The organism is Paraburkholderia sediminicola, assembly GCF_046026855.1.
In the GTDB taxonomy this organism is placed as follows: domain Bacteria; phylum Pseudomonadota; class Gammaproteobacteria; order Burkholderiales; family Burkholderiaceae; genus Paraburkholderia; species Paraburkholderia sediminicola_A.
Window position 1 is genome coordinate 241,235 of the sequence record NZ_JAQQET010000002.1, and the last position, 17,572, is coordinate 258,806.

The window sequence follows — 17,572 nt, forward strand, 5'->3', positions numbered from 1 at the left end:
TCTTTTTTTATTGATCTGGTGCGGATGCGTCGTCTCTGCGTCGCTGGATCCGCGTCTCACCCGATCTGCAGTCGGTGATGAGAATCGGCGGCGAGCTCTCCGAAGACCTTGCGGACAACGGTTTGAGCGCACGCGATTGCTGACGTGGGGCCTCGTCCACACGCCATGCACCTGCATAACGGCATGCCTGGCCGATTCTTTAGATCAATAAAAAGGGCACGGGACGGCCCGGCACGCGAGCTCCACTGATAACAGTTCGAGCACGTAACGTTGCGCTTGTTATTCGCCAGCCTTCACTCGGTGCATCGGCTCCTCGCCGGAGATTGCCGACGCGCTCCTCGTCGATCTCCATGCAAGGCACAATGCGATCGCGACCACACCGCAGCCTGCCCACGGCGTACTGAGCAGCGCGCCGTTGTCCACCAGAAGCCCCCCCAGACCCGCGCCCAAGGCCACACCAAGATGCATTGCGGAAACGTTGATGCCGATGCTGACGTCGGCCTGATCCGGCGCGCTGCGTATCAGGTAGTTCTGGACGATCGGCGAAATGGACCAGCTCAGGCATCCCCACAGCATCATGACGGGCAGGAAGAGGAGGGGCGCGCGGCTTGTCGCGGGGAGTACAGCCATTGCCAACAAAAAGACCGCAGGGCAACAGATCAGCGCACGCGATGCGCCTGCCCGATCGGAAAACCAGCCGCCCAGCCACGCGCCTATGACACCCGCCACGCCGAAGGCGACATAGAGCAGCGTCAAGGTGGCCGCGCCCGGCGAATAAACGGCCTGCACATACGGTGTCAGATAGGCGAACAGCGTAAAGTGGCCGCCGATCATCGCAACAGATACCAGTTGCCCGGTGAGCATTCGCGGATGTGTGAGCTGGGTCCAGTATGTTCGAACGGACATCGATTTGCGCGATGCGGACAGCGGCAGCCGGCAAGCGAGATAGCCCGTGAGCGGCAATGCCAGAATAGCGATGCAGCCGAATACCGCACGCCAGCCAGCCCAGTTATTGATGACCATGCCGACTGGCACGCCCAGCACCAGTGAGCCGCTGATGCCCATGAAAACAATCCCGATAGCGCGTCCGCGACGGGCGGGAGGCGTGAGTTCGGTGGCAAGCGTCGTGGCCAACAGGATCACCGTTGCGCAGCTGGCGGCCATCGCCACGCGCGCTGCGAACAGTACGCCGTAGCCCGGACTCATGGCTGCCAGCAGATTGCTGAGCGCGAAAGCGCCCAAGGCGTACAGCAGCAGGCGTTTGCGCTCCCGATGCGATAACCACGCGGACACGCAGAACGCAGTCAGTGCGAAGACGCAGGAAAAGATGGTGGTGAGTTGCCCAGCAGACGCAAGCGAGACATGAAGGTCCGTTGCGATGGACGGCAGGATGCCGATGCAGATGTTTTCGTCGATGCCGGCCAGAAATACCGTTGCTGCCAGCAAGTACACACGCGTGTCCATGAAATCCCGTCCGATGTGATGGATGACGTGGCGAACAGGCCTGATGCGTCATCGTCAGTCAGTTGGGTTTCGAGGCGTGACCTTCGGTTATCCCTGAAGGCTGGACATTACCGAAGTTAAGTGGAGGATGCAACCAGCAGGGGATCACGTAGGCGGTAGTGCAGGACGAAAATCCGAATTGTGCCCCCCCGAACGCAGTGTGCGAGTCCGGAAGTCGCGTCGTTATCGCACGCTGTCCCGGTGTATCACAAACGTTTCCGTGCGGGAACCGTAGTGCTTCGTGACTTCGGCGTCGGTCATCAGCCTGGACGATTTCAGGATTGGACCTGTCACCACATAGAGTCGATCGGGATCGGGGCCGTACATATACAAATAGCCATCATTGCCGTCAACATGAAACTCAGTCTCGCCAAGTTCGCCAGCGCCCGCACGCTTTATCGCGCTTTCTAGCCGATGTTCCAGAACGCGAATTCGCGGCCGGTCCTTGGGGTAGTAATCGAAATGGACCATCATTACCGGTCCTGGTGGCCTCTGTGACTGCTCCAAAGCCGCTGCGCTGCCCGTAGACAAAGCGATGCACAGACAAGTGACGACTGCTCTTCTTCTTAACATGGGCACGATATCGCAGGCGAAATGAAGATCAATTGTCGACGATGTGGACAGTCCCGTCGAGTGCCCCTTTGTGGCCGCACGCGGTCCAATGAACTCATCGCGCTACCGTTCATTGAAGCGATTAGCCCCCGGCCCGCTTCGCGTGGTGGATCAGTCAGCCGCGCCACCGAAGCTCAATGGAAGGGTGCTTTCTCCGGATCGGCTGCGTATTTGTCCCGGATTGCATTCACGCAACTGGTGAACCGCGTGCGGAAAGCGACGGGATCGGCGCTTGGCGGTGTGAGTCCATCCGAAGTAACGTTCCATCCGTCTGACGTGCGGGTGACATCCAGATCGAAGGGGGTCCCCGCCTCGTCCTCGAGAATCACCGTCTCGCGCACCTCGCGGCCCTCGGCGCTGATGATCGCCAGGCATCCCTGATGAAGCTTACCAGGGGCATGTGTGTTACGACTGCCCGTAGCGACGCTTTCCGGGGCGGCGCCGTACATCCGTAGCGATTCGAATTGGGGCGGCGTCGCGGCAATAACAAATGCGACATCGGCATCCGCTATTTCGTCGCTACAGCCCGTGAGCAAGGTGGAAATCGCAGCCAGCAGGATGCCGGCGAGCGCGTGTCGGAGACTCGATGTGTGGTGGCGTAGCATGGCTGGTCCAGGAATTTGCGGCACGTGGCCGTAAGTGTCATGTCAGGTGCTGGCTCTAATGAGGGTCTCTCGACTACACCCCGGCCATCGCAACTGTAAGGATATCCGATTAGCATGACAGCGATTAAGTCGCCGATATCGAATGACCGGATGGGGTCGAACACGGTTCGACTGCGCTGACGAGCCGCGAGTCCGCACCTACACGCGGCACATTCACCCCGCGAAAGTTCGTGGCTACTTGCGCTCGCCTTCCAGCACCGCATCGGCGCAAGCGAGAAAGCCCCCGATCAGACGCCCGCGCGGCGACGCCCGATGCCATAGCACGCCAAACCGGCGCGGCTCCGTCTGCACCGGCAGCGGGAGCTTCGCGACGTTCAGATGGGTTGTCAGCGGCGAAACGATGTCCGGCACAAGCGACACGCCGAGTCCGCGATCGACCATCATCGCGATTGCCATCAACGAGTTCAGTTCGAACAGTTCATGCGGCACGATCTTCGCCGCGCGCAGGTATTGATCCGCCTGCTTGCCGCCGCCGAGCGAGCGGTCATAGCGAATGAACGGCTCGCGCGCCAGCAGGTCGTGAGGCGCGTGCGCGGCGAGACGCGACGGCGCGAGCACGACGATCGGTTCTTCGCGCAGCAGATGCCAGTCGTACGCCTTCGGCAACGCGAACGCGGGGTGCAGGCAGACAGCGACATCCACGTCGCCACGCTGCAGCGCCTCGTAGAGTTCCATCGACGTTCCCGCGCGAATCAGCACGTTCGCGTGCGGAAACGACGCCGCGAAACCGGACAGCACATCAGGCACGAGACTCAGCAGCGCGGTCGTGATCGTGCCGATCCGCAATTCCCCCGCCGCTTCACCTTCCAGAGCAAACGCCTTCAGTTCCGAGAATTCGCGTACCAGGCCGCGCGCGCGTTCGATCACGCGATGGCCCGCTTCGGTCGGCATCACGGTACGCCCCGAGCGCACCAGCAACTCGACGCCGAGTTCGCGCTCCAGCGCCTGAACCTGCTGCGCCACGGCGGCTGGCGTCACGCCAATCCGGCGCGCGGCCTCCGCCATCGAGCCACTATCGACGACCAGTAAAAGATTGGCGAGAAAGGCGACGTCCATAAAGATAGTTTATGTACCGTTTGAAGATAGGTCTGGATAGTTTATCTAAATTCAACCCGGAATTAGACTGGCTTCCGATAAATCGAGAACTGGAAGCGGAGACATGAGAAGCAAACTGTTCGTGCCAGCCTCGCGCCCCGAGCTGTTCGCGAAGGCATTCGCGAGCGCCGCCGATGCGCTGTCTTTCGACCTGGAAGACTCCGTCGCTGCCGACCGCAAGCCGCAAGCACGCGTGGAGCTGCGCGAGTTGCTGGGCTCCGATCTCGTCGCCGGCAAGCAAAAGGTGCTGATCGTCCGCGTCAACGCGCTCGACACGCCGCATTTCAGCGCGGATATCAACGCCGTCGCACAACGCGGCCTCGACCTGATCAATCTGCCGAAACCCGAATCCGTCGACGACGTGCACGCGGCCGTAGCCGCGCTCGAACGCGCCGAAGCTGTCAACGGCGTAATGACTCCGATCCGGTTGCTGCTCAACATCGAATCGCCGAAAGCGTTCCACCTTGCGGCCGAACTCGCCGCTGCGCATCCGCGCGTTGCGGGTTTACAGCTCGGGCTTGGCGATCTGTTCGAGCCGCTCGGCATCGCGCGTCGCGAACCGTCGGCCATTCAGCAAGCCATGTTCGGCCTGCGCATCGCGGCTGGCGAGGCAGGCGTGTTCGCGTACGACTCGGCCTTCGCCAATATCAAGGACGAAGCAGGTTTTCGTGCCGAAGCGCAACTCGCCCGGTCGATGGGTTTTCTCGGCAAGAGCTGCATCCATCCAAGCCAGATCACCCTCGCGAATGAAGTCTTCCGCCCTTCCGACGATGAAATCACGCATGCGCTGCGTGTCGTCGAAGCGGCCCGCGAAGCCGACGCGAACGGCGTCGGCGCTTACGTGGTGGACGGCAAAATGATCGATCCGCCGTTCGTCGAACGGGCGCGCGTGCTGGTTCGCGATGCCGCGCGCCTCGGGCTGCTGAACCGCCCACCCGGTGGCCGCTGAACGCCTTGCACTGCCGAGCCGCCCCCAATCCGATCCGATGGAGCCAATCATGGAACGTTCGTCCCATACAGCCGAAGCCGGCGCAACAGGCCCGCTGGCGGGGATTCGCGTGCTGGACCTGAGCGCGTACATCGCCGGTCCGTACGGCTGTACGCTGCTTGCCGATCAAGGTGCCGAAGTCATCAAGATCGAGCCACCCAGCGGCGACAACCTGCGCAAATATCCGTCCACGCTCGAAACCGAAAGCCGTGCTTTTCTCGGCGTGAATCGCGGCAAGCGCGGTCTCGTGCTGGACCTGAAACAGCCTGAAGCGCTCGACGTGCTAATGCAACTCGTCAAGACCGCCGACGTGCTCGTCCATAACTTCCGCCCCAGCGTGCCTGCGCGCCTCGGTATTGCTTACGAGCAGCTTCGCGAGGTCAATCCGCGCCTGATCTATTGCTCGGTCACCGGTTACGGCGAAACCGGTCCGAACAAGGACAAGGCCGGCTACGACCAGGTCCTGCAAACGATGAGCGGTATGTGCATGCTGCAAGGCAAGCGTGGCGGGCCGCCGGAGATCCTGTACGGCTCAGTGGTCGACTACTACGCTGCGGCGCTGGTCGCGGCGGGCGTGTCGTCGGCGCTGTTCGAGCGCGAGCGCAAAGGCACGGGACAGTACGTTGGCGTGTCGCTGCTGCGCAGTGCGCTGACGATGCAATCCGCGCGGATGATCTGGGCCGAAGGTGAACCGAAGGACATCGGCCGCGATATGCGCTCAGGCGGCATTACCGGCATTCATCCGACCCGCGAAGGCTACCTCTACATCTCCGCGAACACGCCGCATTTCTGGCAGGCACTCTGCGAGAAAACCGGTCTCGACGCACTCGCGAGCAACGAACGCTACGACTCCGTTAAGAAGCGTGCGTTGTACTGCGACGAAATCGTGCCGCAACTGCACGCGGCACTCGCGGCGCGTAGCGCGCTCGAATGGGAGACGTTGTTCGGCGACGCGGTGCCATGTGCCGCTGCACGCGGCATCGAAGATATGTTCGACGATCCGCAGGTGCTGGCCGAAGACATGATCGCAACCTACGCTTATCCGGGCGTCGGACATTACCGTGGTTTCCGTCAACCGATCCGCTTTGGCGACACAACCGGCCCCACGCCGCTCGCCGCGCCCGCATTCGGTCAACATTCCGATGCCGTGCTGCGCGAGTCCGGCTGGAGCGACGACGGGATCGCCGCGTTGCGTGCAAAACGCGCGGTGCTGTAAGCGGACTTTCGATGACGCATGAGCGCCGCGCGACATAAAACGGAGACCACAATGGACACGCAACAGCGCAACGACAACGTGCAACTGCCACGGAACCGGGCGCCCGCTGGTGCGTGCGATTCGCACATGCACATCTACGACCGCCGCTTCCTCGCGGCTGGCGCGAATCACGCGAGCGTCCCCGAGCACGCCACCGTCACCGACTATCTCGACGTGCAGCGCAGAACCGGCACCCAACGCACGGTTGTCGTGACGCCACGCAATTACGGCACGGACAACCGCGTCACGCTCGATGCGATCCAGCAACTCGGCCAGGACCGGACGCGCGGGGTCGCGGTGCTCACGCCGACGGTCACCGATAAGCAACTCGCCGAGCTTCACGACGGCGGCGTTCGCGGCATCCGTTTCACGCTGTACACATCCGCCCATGCTGCCGTCAACTTCGAGATGGTCGAGCCGCTCGCGCGACGTATCGCGGAGCTCGGCTGGCACGTGCAACTGCACTGGACCGCCGCGCAGATCGTCGAGCATCGGGCGATGCTGGCGCGCCTGCCTTCGACGATCGTGTTCGATCATCTCGCGCGTCTGCCGATGCCCGACGGCGCGTCGCATCCGGCGTTCGGCATCGTGCGCGATCTGGCCGATTCCGGTCGTGTCTGGGTCAAGCTGTCCGGGCCGTATCTCGACTCCGTTGCAGGCATCGCCAAAGACTACGGGGACATCGCATCGACCGCGCACGCGTGGATCGACGCGCTGCCTGAGCGCCTCGTGTGGGGCAGCGACTGGCCGCACACGACCGAGTCGCACAAGCCCGACGACGCCCGGCTGTTCGATCTGCTCGGCATATGGACCGGCGACGATGCGATCCGCGACCGCATTCTGATCGACAACGCCGCGACGCTGTACGGCTTTCCCACCCAGGCGAACTCGGCCACAACAGCCTGAATTCCCGGCACCTCAGCGCGCATAGAACGCGTAACCCACAAGATTCTTCGGAGACACCAGATGAAACCCGCAGCCGCTGCCCCACCCACCATACGCAAGACACGCTTCACCGAAGCAACTATCCGGCTTTTCGAACGGACCATCCCGGACCCGTTCGTGCTCGCGATCCTGATTACCATCGTGGTCGCCGTGCTGTCGGCCGCGTTCGCGCCGCATGCATCGGCCTCGCACCTGATCGGCGGCTGGTACAAGGGTTTCTTCGACATTCTGACCTTCGCTTTTCAGATCACGCTGGTGCTCGTGACCGGCCATGCGTTCGCGCACGCGCCGCTCGTGCAGCGTATGTTCAAGGCGCTGGTGTCGGTCGCGCGCACGCCCGTGCAGGCGGCGGCGCTTACGTTCGTACTCGTCGCAATTGCGTCGTTCTGCAACTGGGGCCTGGGGCTCGTTGTCAGCGCATTGCTCGCACGTGAAGTGGCCAAACGGATGCGTGTGGATTTCGCGTGGATCGTCGCAGCGGGTTTTTCCGGCTGGGTCGTGTGGGCAAGCGGCATTTCGAGCTCGATCGCGCTCGCACAATCCACGCCCGGCAGCGCGATGAATATCGTGCAGAAACTGACCGGCCAGGTTCTGCCGTTCAGCAGCACGGTGTTCACCAGCTTCAACCTGGTGCCGACGATCATCATGCTGATCGCGATGCCGTTTGTGTTCGCGTGGCTCAAGCCCTCCGACGAAGATGCAGTCGTGCTCGACACGGAGAAGCATCCCGATGCACCACCGCGCGAGCGCCCGACCGGCAAGCTGAGTTTCGCGCGCTGGATCGAACATTCGTGGCTTGGTAGCGCCTTCATCGGTGCGGCGGGAATTGCATTTCTGATTCTCGCGCGCGTCGAACATCTGGCGTTTTCAGGCGTGAACGCGGTGATCTTCGTGATGTTCATCGCCGGCGTGATTCTGCATGGCTATCCGCTCGCCTATGCGGACGCCGTCAAGAACGCGGCAAAGCAGACTGGTTCGATGATGCTTCAGTATCCGTTGTACGGCGGGATCATGGGGATGATGGACGCGACTGGATTGCCGGACGTGATCTCGCACTTCTTCATCGCCATTTCGAATCCGCACACGCTGCCGTTCTGGAGCTATGTGTGCTCGCTTATCGTTACGTTCTTCATTCCGAGCGGTGGCGGTCACTGGGCCGTCCAGGGACCGTTCGTCGTGCCTGCCGCAGTCGCGCTGCACGCGTCGGTGCCGGCGACCACGATGGCTGTCGCGATGGGTGAACAGGTGTCGAACATGCTGCAGCCGTTCTGGGCCGCCCCAGTCGTCGCGATGGCGGGTATTGGCGTGCAGCGCGTGCTCGGCTTCACCGTCATGACCTTCGTGGTAGGCGCGCTCGTGTACGGCGCCGCGTTGCTGCTACTCGTTTGACGATCGGCGGCGCACCCACCGACAACAGATATGAACGGAGACGATTCGATGAAAGCAGTCACGACGCAGCAGGCCACTCCCGGGTCGAATTTAACGGCTGCACAGGCGGCGGATTCGCCAGCCGGTCACGCAACATTGAAGGATCGCTGGTGGGCGATCTTCGACGCACGTATCGGATCGTTGCCGGCGCCAGTCTACTTCGTGCTGCTTGCGGTGCTCGCGGCGATGACCCTGCGCGGCAAGCTGGCCTCCGATCTGCCGACCGGTATCGCACTCGTCGCGGTCGGTGGCTTCACATGCGCCGAGCTCGCGAAGCGCATCCCCTGGATTCGCCATATCGGCGCGACGTCGATCTTCGCGGCGTTCATTCCGTCGATGCTCATCTACTACAAGCTGATGCCGGTTCCGGTCGTCAAAGCCGTCACTGACTTCACCAGAACATCGAATTTTCTCTATCTGTTCATCGCCGCGATCATCGTCGGCAGTGTGCTCAGCATGGACCGCGAGACGCTGATCAAAGGCTTCGTGCGCATCTTCATTCCGGTCGCGGCGGGTTCCGCTGCGGCGGCATGCGTCGGCACCGGGGTGGGCGTCGCGCTCGGCATGGACCTCCGGCACGCGTTGTTCATGGTCGTGGTCCCGATCATGGCCGGCGGCGTGGGCGAAGGCGCACTGCCGTTGTCGGCGGGCTACGCGCAGATCATGGGTGTCGAACAGGGGCCGCTGTTCGCGCAAGCACTGTCCGCCGTGATGCTCGGCAATATCGCCGCGATCTGCTGCGCAGGCCTGTTGAGCTACCTCGGCGCGCGCAAGCCGCGTTGGACCGGCAATGGCCGTCTGACCGTCGCGAGCCACGCCGACGACGAAGCCATGCGCAACGCGCCGCAGTCGTTCGAATTCGACGTGAGTTCGGTTGCCGCCGCGGGTGCTACCGCGATTGCGCTGTATCTGCTTGGCGTGCTCAGTCATCAACTGTTCGACTGGCCGGCGCCGGTCGTGATGCTGATTCTGGTGGTCGCGGCGCAACTGTTCCAGGTCGTGTCGCCGCGCGTTCGCGGTGGCGCACGCTTCATGTATGGCTTCTTCTCGACCGCCGTTACGTATCCGCTCATGTTCGCGATCAGCGTCGCAATGACGCCTTGGGGCGAAATCGTCACAGCGTTTCACTGGGTCAATATCGTCACCGCTGTTTCTACGGTGCTGACGCTCGTCGTAACGGGTTTTGTCGTCGGCAAACTGGTCGGCATGTATCCGGTCGAGGCCGCGATCGTCAATGCTACGCATAGCGGCCTGGGCGGCACCGGCGATGTCGCGATTCTGACCGCCGCCAATCGAATGGAATTGATGCCGTTTGCGCAGATTGCGACACGTATCGGCGGCGCCATCACGGTGATGATGGCGCTTGCCGCTTTTGCGTGGATTCACTGACCTGGTTCGAAATGGCCGCGCCGGTCGTCATCGCGCGTTCATCTCCAACTGTTTTCTTCCGTCCACTTATAAGCGGACGACATCGACGATGGCATCGGCAAATGCCTTCGGCGCTTCCTGTGGCAAGTTATGTCCGATACCGCCGTCGACGTTCCGGTGCACATACTTGCCGGTGAACTTCTTCGCGTAGGCTGCCGGCTCGGGATGTGGTGCGCCGTTGGCGTCGCCCTCCATCGTGATGGTCGGAACGGAGATGACCGGTGCCTTCGCCAGGCGTGCTTCGAGCTCATCGTATTGCGGCTCGCCCGTGACTAACCCCAAACGCCAGCGGTAGTTATGAATCACCACCGCGACGTGATCCGGATTGTTGAACGACTCAGCCGAACGGTCGTACGTCGTATCGTCGAAATTCCATTTTGGCGACGCGAGACGCCAGATCAGCTTGTTGAAGTCGTGGCGGTTCGCTTCATACCCCGCATGGCCACGCTCCGTGGCGAAATAGAACTGATACCACCAGGCCAGCTCCGCCTTCGGCGGCAGCGGCGCCCGGTTGGCTTCCTGGCTGCCGATCAGATAACCGCTTACCGACACCATCGCCTTGCATCGTTGCGGCCACAGCGCCGCAATGATATTCGCCGTGCGCGCGCCCCAGTCGAAGCCCCCGAAGATCGCCTTATCGATCTTCAATGCATCCATCAATGCAATGATGTCGACGGCAACCACGGCCTGCTGACCGTTGCGAGGCGTATCCGCGGACAGGAACCGCGTTGAACCATAGCCGCGCAGATACGGCACGATGACCCGATAGCCCGCAGCGGCAAGCAATGGCGTGACCTCGGCAAAGCTGTAGATATCGTAGGGCCAGCCGTGCAGCAGAATGACCACCGGTCCATTCTGCGGACCCGCTTCCGCATAACCCATGCTGAGCGTTCCCGCATTGACCTGACGAAGATTGTCGAACGAAGCAACACGCGTTGCCGCTTTCGTGTCGGGTGGCGTGCCGTTCGACTGTGCCTGGGCGAGGCCGCTCAAACCCAGCTCCATCAAACTGATACCAGCAACTGTCGTCCTCAGCAGACGACGACGTCGAGTATTGATCTGGTCCGGCATCACTGATACTCCTCAAAGATTAGCCACACAAGCGCAGTGCATGTCCGGCTTGCGAAGCCAGACGATCTGGCCTGGAAGTATTTAAACCCGTGGACGTATCTGGCATGTGTCTATCAGGAGCGCCAGTGAAACGTTATGTATTTATCGACGATGGAGATACATTGAGATACAGAGACAGCGTGGCGAGCATTCACGCTCATTGACGAAAAGCTGCGACATACCACGCAATCAGTGAGCAACAGGAATCTGGCTGACGCCTTTCAGCACAAGCCTGGCTTCCAGACCGCCATCGGGCCGGTTATGCAACGACAGCGCCGCGCCCATCGCCAACGCGAGTTGCCGCGCAATCGCGAGGCCCAGCCCGGTACCGCCGGTTCCGCGGTTGCGCGATCCTTCCAGCCGATAGAATGGTTCAAACACCGCTTCCAGCGACTCAGCCGGAATGCCCGGCCCGCGATCGAGCACGGAGACCATCACGTGCCCGTTCTGCAAAGTCGCGACCTTGATCTCGGCCGCCCCGCCGAACTTCAGCGCGTTATCGACGAGATTGCCCACGATCCGGCGCAACGCCTGAGGACGCGTCACCAGTGCGGTGTCGATACGCCCGTGCAGCGAAACGTCCTTGCCGGCATCGACATAGTCGAACACGAGGCTGTCGAACAGCGCATCCGGATCGATACGCAGGGGCGCCTCACTGGCGCCGTGCATGGTGCGTGCGTACGTGACGCCTTCCTTGACCATCGTTTCCATTTCCTGCAGGTCCTGCTGCAGCCTGGTCCCCTGCGCGCTCTCGTCCATCACGTCGAGGCGCAAACGCATGCGGGTAATCGGCGTTTGCAGGTCGTGCGAAATCGCCGCGAGGATCTGCAAGCGCTCGGTCATGTAGAGCCTGATACGGTCCTGCATGGCGTTGAACGCCCGCGCCGCGCGCGCCACTTCGTCCGGCCCGTCTTCGGGCAGGCGTTCCACCTTCAGGTCGGGCCCCAAGGTATCGGCCGCTCGCGCCAACACGCTCAGCGGGCGCGTCGCCAGCCGCACCGCCAGCCAGCAGCATGCGGCCAGCACCACCAGTTGCAGCACCAGCACCCACGACAACCATGGCGACAGCGGCGCGCCAGGCATGGGGTGGTAGTCGATCGTCAGCGGTGTGCCGTCACTCAACTGCAGATGGACTTGCAGACGGTCCGGGTCGCCAGGGACAGCGTTAGCCGTTAACGGATAGCGCTTGCCGATACCGTCTGCGATAGATTGAGCCACCCTCGCTGAGAGCTTCGCATCGGGAGGTGCGCCGGCAACGCCGGGCCCCAGATTGAAGGTATAGGTACGCCGCGCCAATCTTGGCAGCCATTCGGCGCGTTCGTTGGCGGGCAAATGATCGAGCAGCGCGACGGAACTGGTGACCTCGCGTTCGATGTAACCCATCATCACGTTCGTCATGGTCTGGTCCCGTTCCGTCATGGTGAGCCAGACCGAAAGCGTTTGCACCAGCGCAAGGCTGACAAAGAGAATCAGGGCGAGCCGCGCGAACAACGTACGCGGCCAACGCAGCAAGGCATTCAGCTTCATGGATTGCCTTCGATCATGGTCACGGCCGCCGAAAATACATAGCCTTCGCTGCGCAGTGTCTTGATGTAACGCGGCTCGCGCGCCACGTCCTGCAGGCGCTGCCGCAAGCGGCTGACCAGCAGATCGATCGAACGGTCGAACGGATCGGCCTGGCGGCCCTGAGTCAGATTGAGCAATTGATCCCGCGTAAGCACGCGTTGTGGATGATCGAGAAACACGCGCAGCAAGCGGTACTCCGCACCGCTCAGCGCCACCATGGTGCCCTCGGCGTCGAGCAGATGGCGCGCAGTGGTGTCGAGCCGCCAGTCGCCGAAGCCGATCATCGGTGCGGTTTCCGTCACCTGCATGCCCGGCGGCAGCATGCGCGCGCGGCGCAACACGGAGCGGATGCGCGCCAGGAGTTCGCGCACCGCAAACGGTTTGGAGAGGTAATCGTCCGCGCCCATTTCCAGCCCAACGATGCGATCCGCCTCTTCGCTGCGGGCGGTCAGCATTAATACCGGTACCGAACGGAACTTGCCGGCACGCAGTTCCCGGCACAGCACGAGACCGTCTTCGCCGGGCAGCATCAGGTCAAGCACGATCAGATCAGGGGCGCCCTGCTCGAGGACGGTGCGCATCTGCCGGCCGTTGGCGGCCAGCGAAACGCGCATGCCGTTCTTCTCGAGATAGGTTGCGAGCAATTCGCGAATGCCCCGATCGTCGTCGACGATCAGCACGTGGTCGGTATTTTCCATCAACGGATCAATCCTTTCGACGATTGACGCGCACCCGGTTTACGTTGACCAACGAACAGTGCACGGGGTGCGCCAGTTCTGCTGCCAATCCACCCGCCAGGAAGGCGAGAATCGCCATGAACCGTCTCATGCATCCTCCACGACCGACAGGCTGGCGCCATTGGCAACAGTGGCCTCCAGCGTATACGGGTCGATGCCCTCCAGGCAACCGATGTTGACCCGCCACAACTGTGGATCCCTACGCGTCTGGTGAAACGGATAAATGCCGCAATGCTTGCAGAAGTAGTGCTTAGCCGTGTGCGTATTGAACTGATAGAGCGTCAGCGCTTCCTCACCGTCCAGGATCTTCAGTTCGCCCGCGGCGAACGGCGGCGTCATTAGCGCACCCTTGCGTCGGCACAGGCTGCAATTGCAACGCGCAGCAGGCAGGACGTCGGTACGGACTTCAAATTTCACGGTCCCGCAATGACAGGATCCTTGCAGCAGTTCGGTACTCATGGGGTGCTCCGCAGTAGGCATGGCTGCTTTATAGCCCAGTACGCCCCACGCTTTGTATCGCAATGTATCTGGGCACTCCCCTGACACAAAACGTTGCACCCGCGCCGCCTCGGCGACAACCGTGGCAGCCGGCGCCGCCGCAATCGCTACGCTCGTTGCAAGTCCTGCGGCCAGCGCTGCCACAAGTCCCGCTGCAAATCCGGTCAACGACAGCACTACCGCGCCGGAATTCACCGGCATCGATAAATGGCTCAATAGCGATCCCCTGACCATACAGCAGTTGCGGGGCAAGGTTGTACTGGTCGATTTCTGGACCTACACGTGCATTAACTGCATCCACGTGCTGCCCTACGTGAAGACCTGGAATCAGAAATATAAGGATCAGGGCCTGGTGGTGGTCGGTGTCCACACGCCCGAGTTTCCGTTCGAACGCGACACGGACAACGTCAAGACGGCGATCAAGCGCTTCGACATTACGTTTCCTGTAGCGCAGGACAACCGCTACGCCACGTGGCGTGCCTACGACAACCAGTATTGGCCTGCGTTCTATCTGGTCAACAAGAAAGGGCACGTGGTCTACACGCACTTTGGCGAAGGTGACTACGAACGGACCGAGGCGAAGATCAAGGCGTTGCTGGCGGAAAACCCGTGATTCGTATCGCGATGTATCTTGGCATCGAGGTGATCCAGAACATTGCAATTGAGCTGGTTTCTCGACACAAGCCAGATACGTCGGCACGTTTCAATGCATCAACGCCGAATGCAAGACGCAAGACGCAAGACGCATCGCAGATGTGTGCCTACTCTCCGCCATCCGGCTACGATCTTCGGTCGTCCGTTCGCGTCAGTACCGAACGCTGCTTGCGGTGACCAACGGCAACGCTTGCGTCGCCTGTCCGTCAACCGTGGCGCCGGCGAAGATAAAACTCGGCGAAAGATGCGCGTTGAGGTCCGCGGGGAAGTTGAGTGCAGGCTTCGACACTTCGTCGAGCATTGCGATCTGCGCGGCGGTGAGTTCGAGGTCCAGTGCACTCAGGTTGGTCCGCAGTTGATCGATACGCCGCGCGCCGATGATCGTCGAGGTCACGCCGCGCCGTTTGTAAACCCATGCGAGAGCGGCCGCGGCGGGGCTCACCTCAAGCTCGGCTGCGACCGCCATAAGCACGTCGATCACCGGAAACTCCTTGTCGCCCGGCACGCCGACAAGCGCCGAACGCTCGGACTTCACCGCTTGAGTGTTTTCGCGCGTGTATTTGCCCGACAACCAGCCGTTCTTCAACGGGCTCCACGGCATGACGCCAATGCCGAGTTCTTCGGCCATCGGTATCAGTTCGCCTTCCGCCGTCCGCTCCAGCAGCGAATACTCGACTTGCATCGCAATGATGCGGTTCCAGCCGCGAAACTGCGCCATGGTCTGCGCTTGCGCGATCTTCCAGGCCGGTGTGTCGGATATCCCGATGTAACGAATCTTGCCGGAGGCGACCAGGTCGTCGAGCGCGCGCATCGTCTCGTCGATCGGCGTGTTTCTGTCCCAGTTGTGAATCCAGTAGAGGTCGATGTAATCCGTTTGCAGCCGGCGTAGCGACGCTTCGCATTGTTCGACGATCGCCTTGCGTCCGGCGCCGCCGCCGTTCGGATCGCCAACGTGCAGGTTGCCGACAAACTTCGTCGCAATGACGCTGCGATGCCGGCGGTCCTTGCGCGCCGCAAAGAAGTCCCCGATGATTTTTTCCGAGTGGCCCAGCGTATAGATGTTGGCCGTGTCGATGAAATTTCCGCCACGCTCCAGGTACTCCGAAAGTATGGCTTCGGATTCTGCGGGACTCGTGCCCCAACCCCAGTCTTCACCGAAGGTCATCGTTCCAAGGCAAAATGGACTCACGCGCAGACCAGAGCATCCGAGCGTGACGTATGAATCGAGCGGCATAATGTTTCTCCTGGAAAATGAGCCGACTGGCTAGCTCCAATGAGACCATCGCGCGAGTGCGGCGCGGTAGACTGAAACTCGCAAGCTCTTGCACAATCCTCTCAGATTGAGCGGGTTCGGGCAGATCCGCTTGCGCTTTCACGGTCGGCCAGGATACGTTTGAGTTATGGACACGCTCGCTGAACTTCGCACCCTGATTGGCCGCCATGCTGTCGACGATGTGACGGCAACAAGCCTGCCCGGGGTCGTCCTGTCGGTGTCGACCACACACACGCAGTCGATTCATCGCGTCTACGAGCCGGTATTCGCTCTGGTCGCTCAGGGCGCAAAACGCGCGACCCTCGGTGACAAGCTTCTCGAATATCACGCGGGACAATGTCTGGTCGTGACCGTCGATCTCCCGATGTGCGGGCACGTGATCGAAGCGAGCGCGAACAAGCCGTTTCTGGCAGTCGGCCTGATGTTGAAACCCGCGACTATCGCTTCGTTATTGCTGGACACCGCTTCAGACGCGCCCACTATGGTGAACCCGTTCGGTGCGGCGGTCGGCGACGCGACGCCCGAACTGCTTGATCCGTTTGTGCGGTTGTTGCGGCTGCTGGAGCATCCGGAAGACCTGCCCGTTCTCGCGCCGATGATCGAGCGCGAAATCTTGTGGCGGATACTCACGGGAAGCCAGGGCGCGCTGCTGCGGCAGGTCGGTCTTGCCGACAGCCGTCTGTCGCACGTCGGACGCGCGATTCGCTGGATCCGCATGCACTATGCGGAGATGCTGCACACTGAAGAGCTCGCGGAGCTGGCGGCGATGAGCGTGTCCTCATTCCATCGGCACTTTCGCGCCGTCACCGCCATGAGTCCGCTGCAGTATCAGAAGCAGATCAGGCTTCAGGAAGCCCGCACACAACTGCTGACCACGTCGAAGGACATTGCCAGTGTGGGGCTGAGCGTTGGCTATGACAGTGCCTCGCAATTCAGCCGTGAGTACAGCCGGCTGTTCGGGAGGCCACCGGGGCAGGATGCGCAGAGGCTGCGATCGTCTGCCATGCAGGCACGCAGCAGTGCAACTGCGCGATCCTGAGCGACTTCAGCACCGGCTCGACCAGACACCGAACACTATGACCGCTCGACGAAGTGGGGTTGAGCGCGTCCTGGGCAAGCTAAAGCACTAGATCTCTTCGGTTATGCTCGATCACTGCGACGCTTCTACCAGCACTCTTTCAAGCTCGGCATGCGCCTCGTCGACTTTGCGTTGGCGCTCGGCGATTTTCTTCGCGCTCTTACCGTTGGCCTTCGCTTCCTGCAAGTCATGCTGGCGTTCAGAGAGCTTCCTCTCGGCCGCAGTCACCTTCCGTTGCGCGTCGCTGCGCAGCACGGCATCCGTGCAATTCGCGTTCATTTGAGCGAGCGCGGTTTCGAGACCATCGATGCGCTTCGCATTGCCGTGCGCTTGCGCGTAGGCGATTTCTCTCTCTATCGAGCTGCGTTTAGCGTCGCAACCGCTTGTTTGAGCTGAACACAGCATCGGATAGATCGCTATACCGAGCAAGAATGCCTTGATCGACGTATTCATGAGAGACCTCACAATAGTGGAGTGTTGTTCGTTCGTTGTGCGTTTTGCAGCGATTCCGGAACATTTGTAATCGGCCACCCGTGGCCCGGAATAGGTCCGTAAGAGACCATCACGCAGCTTGGCAGCGGACATTCGCCGGACGCTCACACGACCTCGACCGATTTAGAATCGCAGTTCATGCCACGCTAAACGAATTGAATGACTCGGCGCGCTGCTGACGCGGACATCTCGACAGCCGGAATCAAAGAATACGCGATAGCTACCAATTTATAAACAAGCGGCAA

The 17,572-nt window shown here is 61.4% G+C and carries 17 protein-coding genes; 7 read left to right on the forward strand and 10 right to left on the reverse strand.

The features are described 5' to 3' along the window. Positions 1–279 precede the first annotated feature (279 nt). The 4 genes from PQR40_RS03245 to PQR40_RS03260 form a co-directional block, all read right to left on the reverse strand. Positions 280–1,464, reverse strand: a complete 1,185-nt coding sequence (locus PQR40_RS03245; protein ID WP_408224437.1) for an MFS transporter — start codon at positions 1,462–1,464, stop codon at positions 280–282. Positions 1,465–1,686: 222 nt separating this feature from the next. Beyond that, complete coding sequence (locus tag PQR40_RS03250; RefSeq protein ID WP_408224440.1) at positions 1,687–1,977, reverse strand: hypothetical protein; 291 nt, start codon at positions 1,975–1,977, stop codon at positions 1,687–1,689. 272 nt (positions 1,978–2,249) lie between these two features. Beyond that, complete coding sequence (locus PQR40_RS03255; RefSeq protein ID WP_408334469.1) at positions 2,250–2,720, reverse strand: hypothetical protein; 471 nt, start codon at positions 2,718–2,720, stop codon at positions 2,250–2,252. Positions 2,721–2,954: 234 nt separating this feature from the next. Continuing rightward, on the reverse strand, positions 2,955–3,836 hold the full coding sequence (locus PQR40_RS03260) for a LysR substrate-binding domain-containing protein (RefSeq protein ID WP_408224446.1): 882 nt from the start codon (positions 3,834–3,836) through the stop codon (positions 2,955–2,957). Between the two features lie 103 nt (positions 3,837–3,939). On the opposite strand from PQR40_RS03260, the gene PQR40_RS03265 reads away from it, so the two are divergent. From PQR40_RS03265 to PQR40_RS03285, 5 genes are read left to right on the forward strand one after another with little or no spacing between them, the layout of a single operon-like run. Further along, entirely contained in the window at positions 3,940–4,824 is an 885-nt protein-coding gene (locus tag PQR40_RS03265) for an HpcH/HpaI aldolase/citrate lyase family protein (protein WP_408224449.1), read from the forward strand. A 49-nt stretch (positions 4,825–4,873) separates the two neighbouring features. Further along, positions 4,874–6,079, forward strand: a complete 1,206-nt coding sequence (locus tag PQR40_RS03270) for a CaiB/BaiF CoA transferase family protein (RefSeq protein ID WP_408508403.1) — start codon at positions 4,874–4,876, stop codon at positions 6,077–6,079. A gap of 51 nt (positions 6,080–6,130) precedes the next feature. Next, positions 6,131–7,024 (forward strand): amidohydrolase family protein, encoded by an 894-nt coding sequence (locus PQR40_RS03275; RefSeq protein ID WP_408508404.1) that lies wholly within the window; start codon positions 6,131–6,133, stop codon positions 7,022–7,024. Positions 7,025–7,084: 60 nt separating this feature from the next. Then, a complete protein-coding gene (locus PQR40_RS03280) occupies positions 7,085–8,452 on the forward strand; it encodes a short-chain fatty acid transporter (RefSeq protein ID WP_408224458.1) in 1,368 nt (455 codons plus the stop codon). Positions 8,453–8,500: 48 nt separating this feature from the next. Continuing rightward, positions 8,501–9,880, forward strand: coding sequence for a 2-hydroxycarboxylate transporter family protein (locus tag PQR40_RS03285; RefSeq protein ID WP_408508405.1), 1,380 nt, complete (start codon positions 8,501–8,503; stop codon positions 9,878–9,880). A gap of 66 nt (positions 9,881–9,946) precedes the next feature. Here the strand turns inward: PQR40_RS03285 and PQR40_RS03290 are convergent, their stop codons facing one another. The 4 genes from PQR40_RS03290 to PQR40_RS03305 all read right to left on the reverse strand — a co-directional run bounded on the left by PQR40_RS03290 (position 9,947) and on the right by PQR40_RS03305 (position 13,791). Beyond that, on the reverse strand, positions 9,947–10,990 hold the full coding sequence (locus tag PQR40_RS03290) for an alpha/beta fold hydrolase (RefSeq protein WP_408224464.1): 1,044 nt from the start codon (positions 10,988–10,990) through the stop codon (positions 9,947–9,949). Positions 10,991–11,218: 228 nt separating this feature from the next. Next, positions 11,219–12,556 (reverse strand): ATP-binding protein, encoded by a 1,338-nt coding sequence (locus tag PQR40_RS03295; RefSeq protein WP_408508406.1) that lies wholly within the window; start codon positions 12,554–12,556, stop codon positions 11,219–11,221. Further along, positions 12,553–13,293 carry a response regulator gene (locus PQR40_RS03300; protein WP_408224470.1) on the reverse strand — a complete coding sequence of 247 codons (741 nt, stop codon included), beginning with the start codon at positions 13,291–13,293 and terminating at the stop codon, positions 12,553–12,555. The genes PQR40_RS03295 and PQR40_RS03300 overlap by 4 nt, the downstream gene beginning before the upstream one ends. A 126-nt stretch (positions 13,294–13,419) precedes the next feature. Continuing rightward, complete coding sequence (locus PQR40_RS03305) at positions 13,420–13,791, reverse strand: GFA family protein (RefSeq protein ID WP_408224649.1); 372 nt, start codon at positions 13,789–13,791, stop codon at positions 13,420–13,422. Positions 13,792–13,912: 121 nt separating this feature from the next. Here PQR40_RS03305 and PQR40_RS03310 point away from each other — a divergent pair, with 121 nt between their 5' ends. Continuing rightward, positions 13,913–14,443, forward strand: coding sequence for a thioredoxin family protein (locus PQR40_RS03310; protein WP_408508407.1), 531 nt, complete (start codon positions 13,913–13,915; stop codon positions 14,441–14,443). A gap of 192 nt (positions 14,444–14,635) precedes the next feature. Here the strand turns inward: PQR40_RS03310 and PQR40_RS03315 are convergent, their stop codons facing one another. Continuing rightward, positions 14,636–15,718: an aldo/keto reductase gene (locus PQR40_RS03315; RefSeq protein WP_408224475.1), complete on the reverse strand. Its 1,083-nt coding sequence runs from the start codon at positions 15,716–15,718 to the stop codon at positions 14,636–14,638. 166 nt (positions 15,719–15,884) lie between these two features. Here PQR40_RS03315 and PQR40_RS03320 point away from each other — a divergent pair, with 166 nt between their 5' ends. Then, positions 15,885–16,796, forward strand: a complete 912-nt coding sequence (locus PQR40_RS03320) for an AraC family transcriptional regulator (RefSeq protein WP_408334492.1) — start codon at positions 15,885–15,887, stop codon at positions 16,794–16,796. Between the two features lie 111 nt (positions 16,797–16,907). Here PQR40_RS03320 and PQR40_RS03325 read toward each other — a convergent pair whose 3' ends face one another. After that, positions 16,908–17,420 carry a DUF1090 domain-containing protein gene (locus tag PQR40_RS03325; RefSeq protein ID WP_408508408.1) on the reverse strand — a complete coding sequence of 171 codons (513 nt, stop codon included), beginning with the start codon at positions 17,418–17,420 and terminating at the stop codon, positions 16,908–16,910. Positions 17,421–17,572 lie beyond the last annotated feature (152 nt).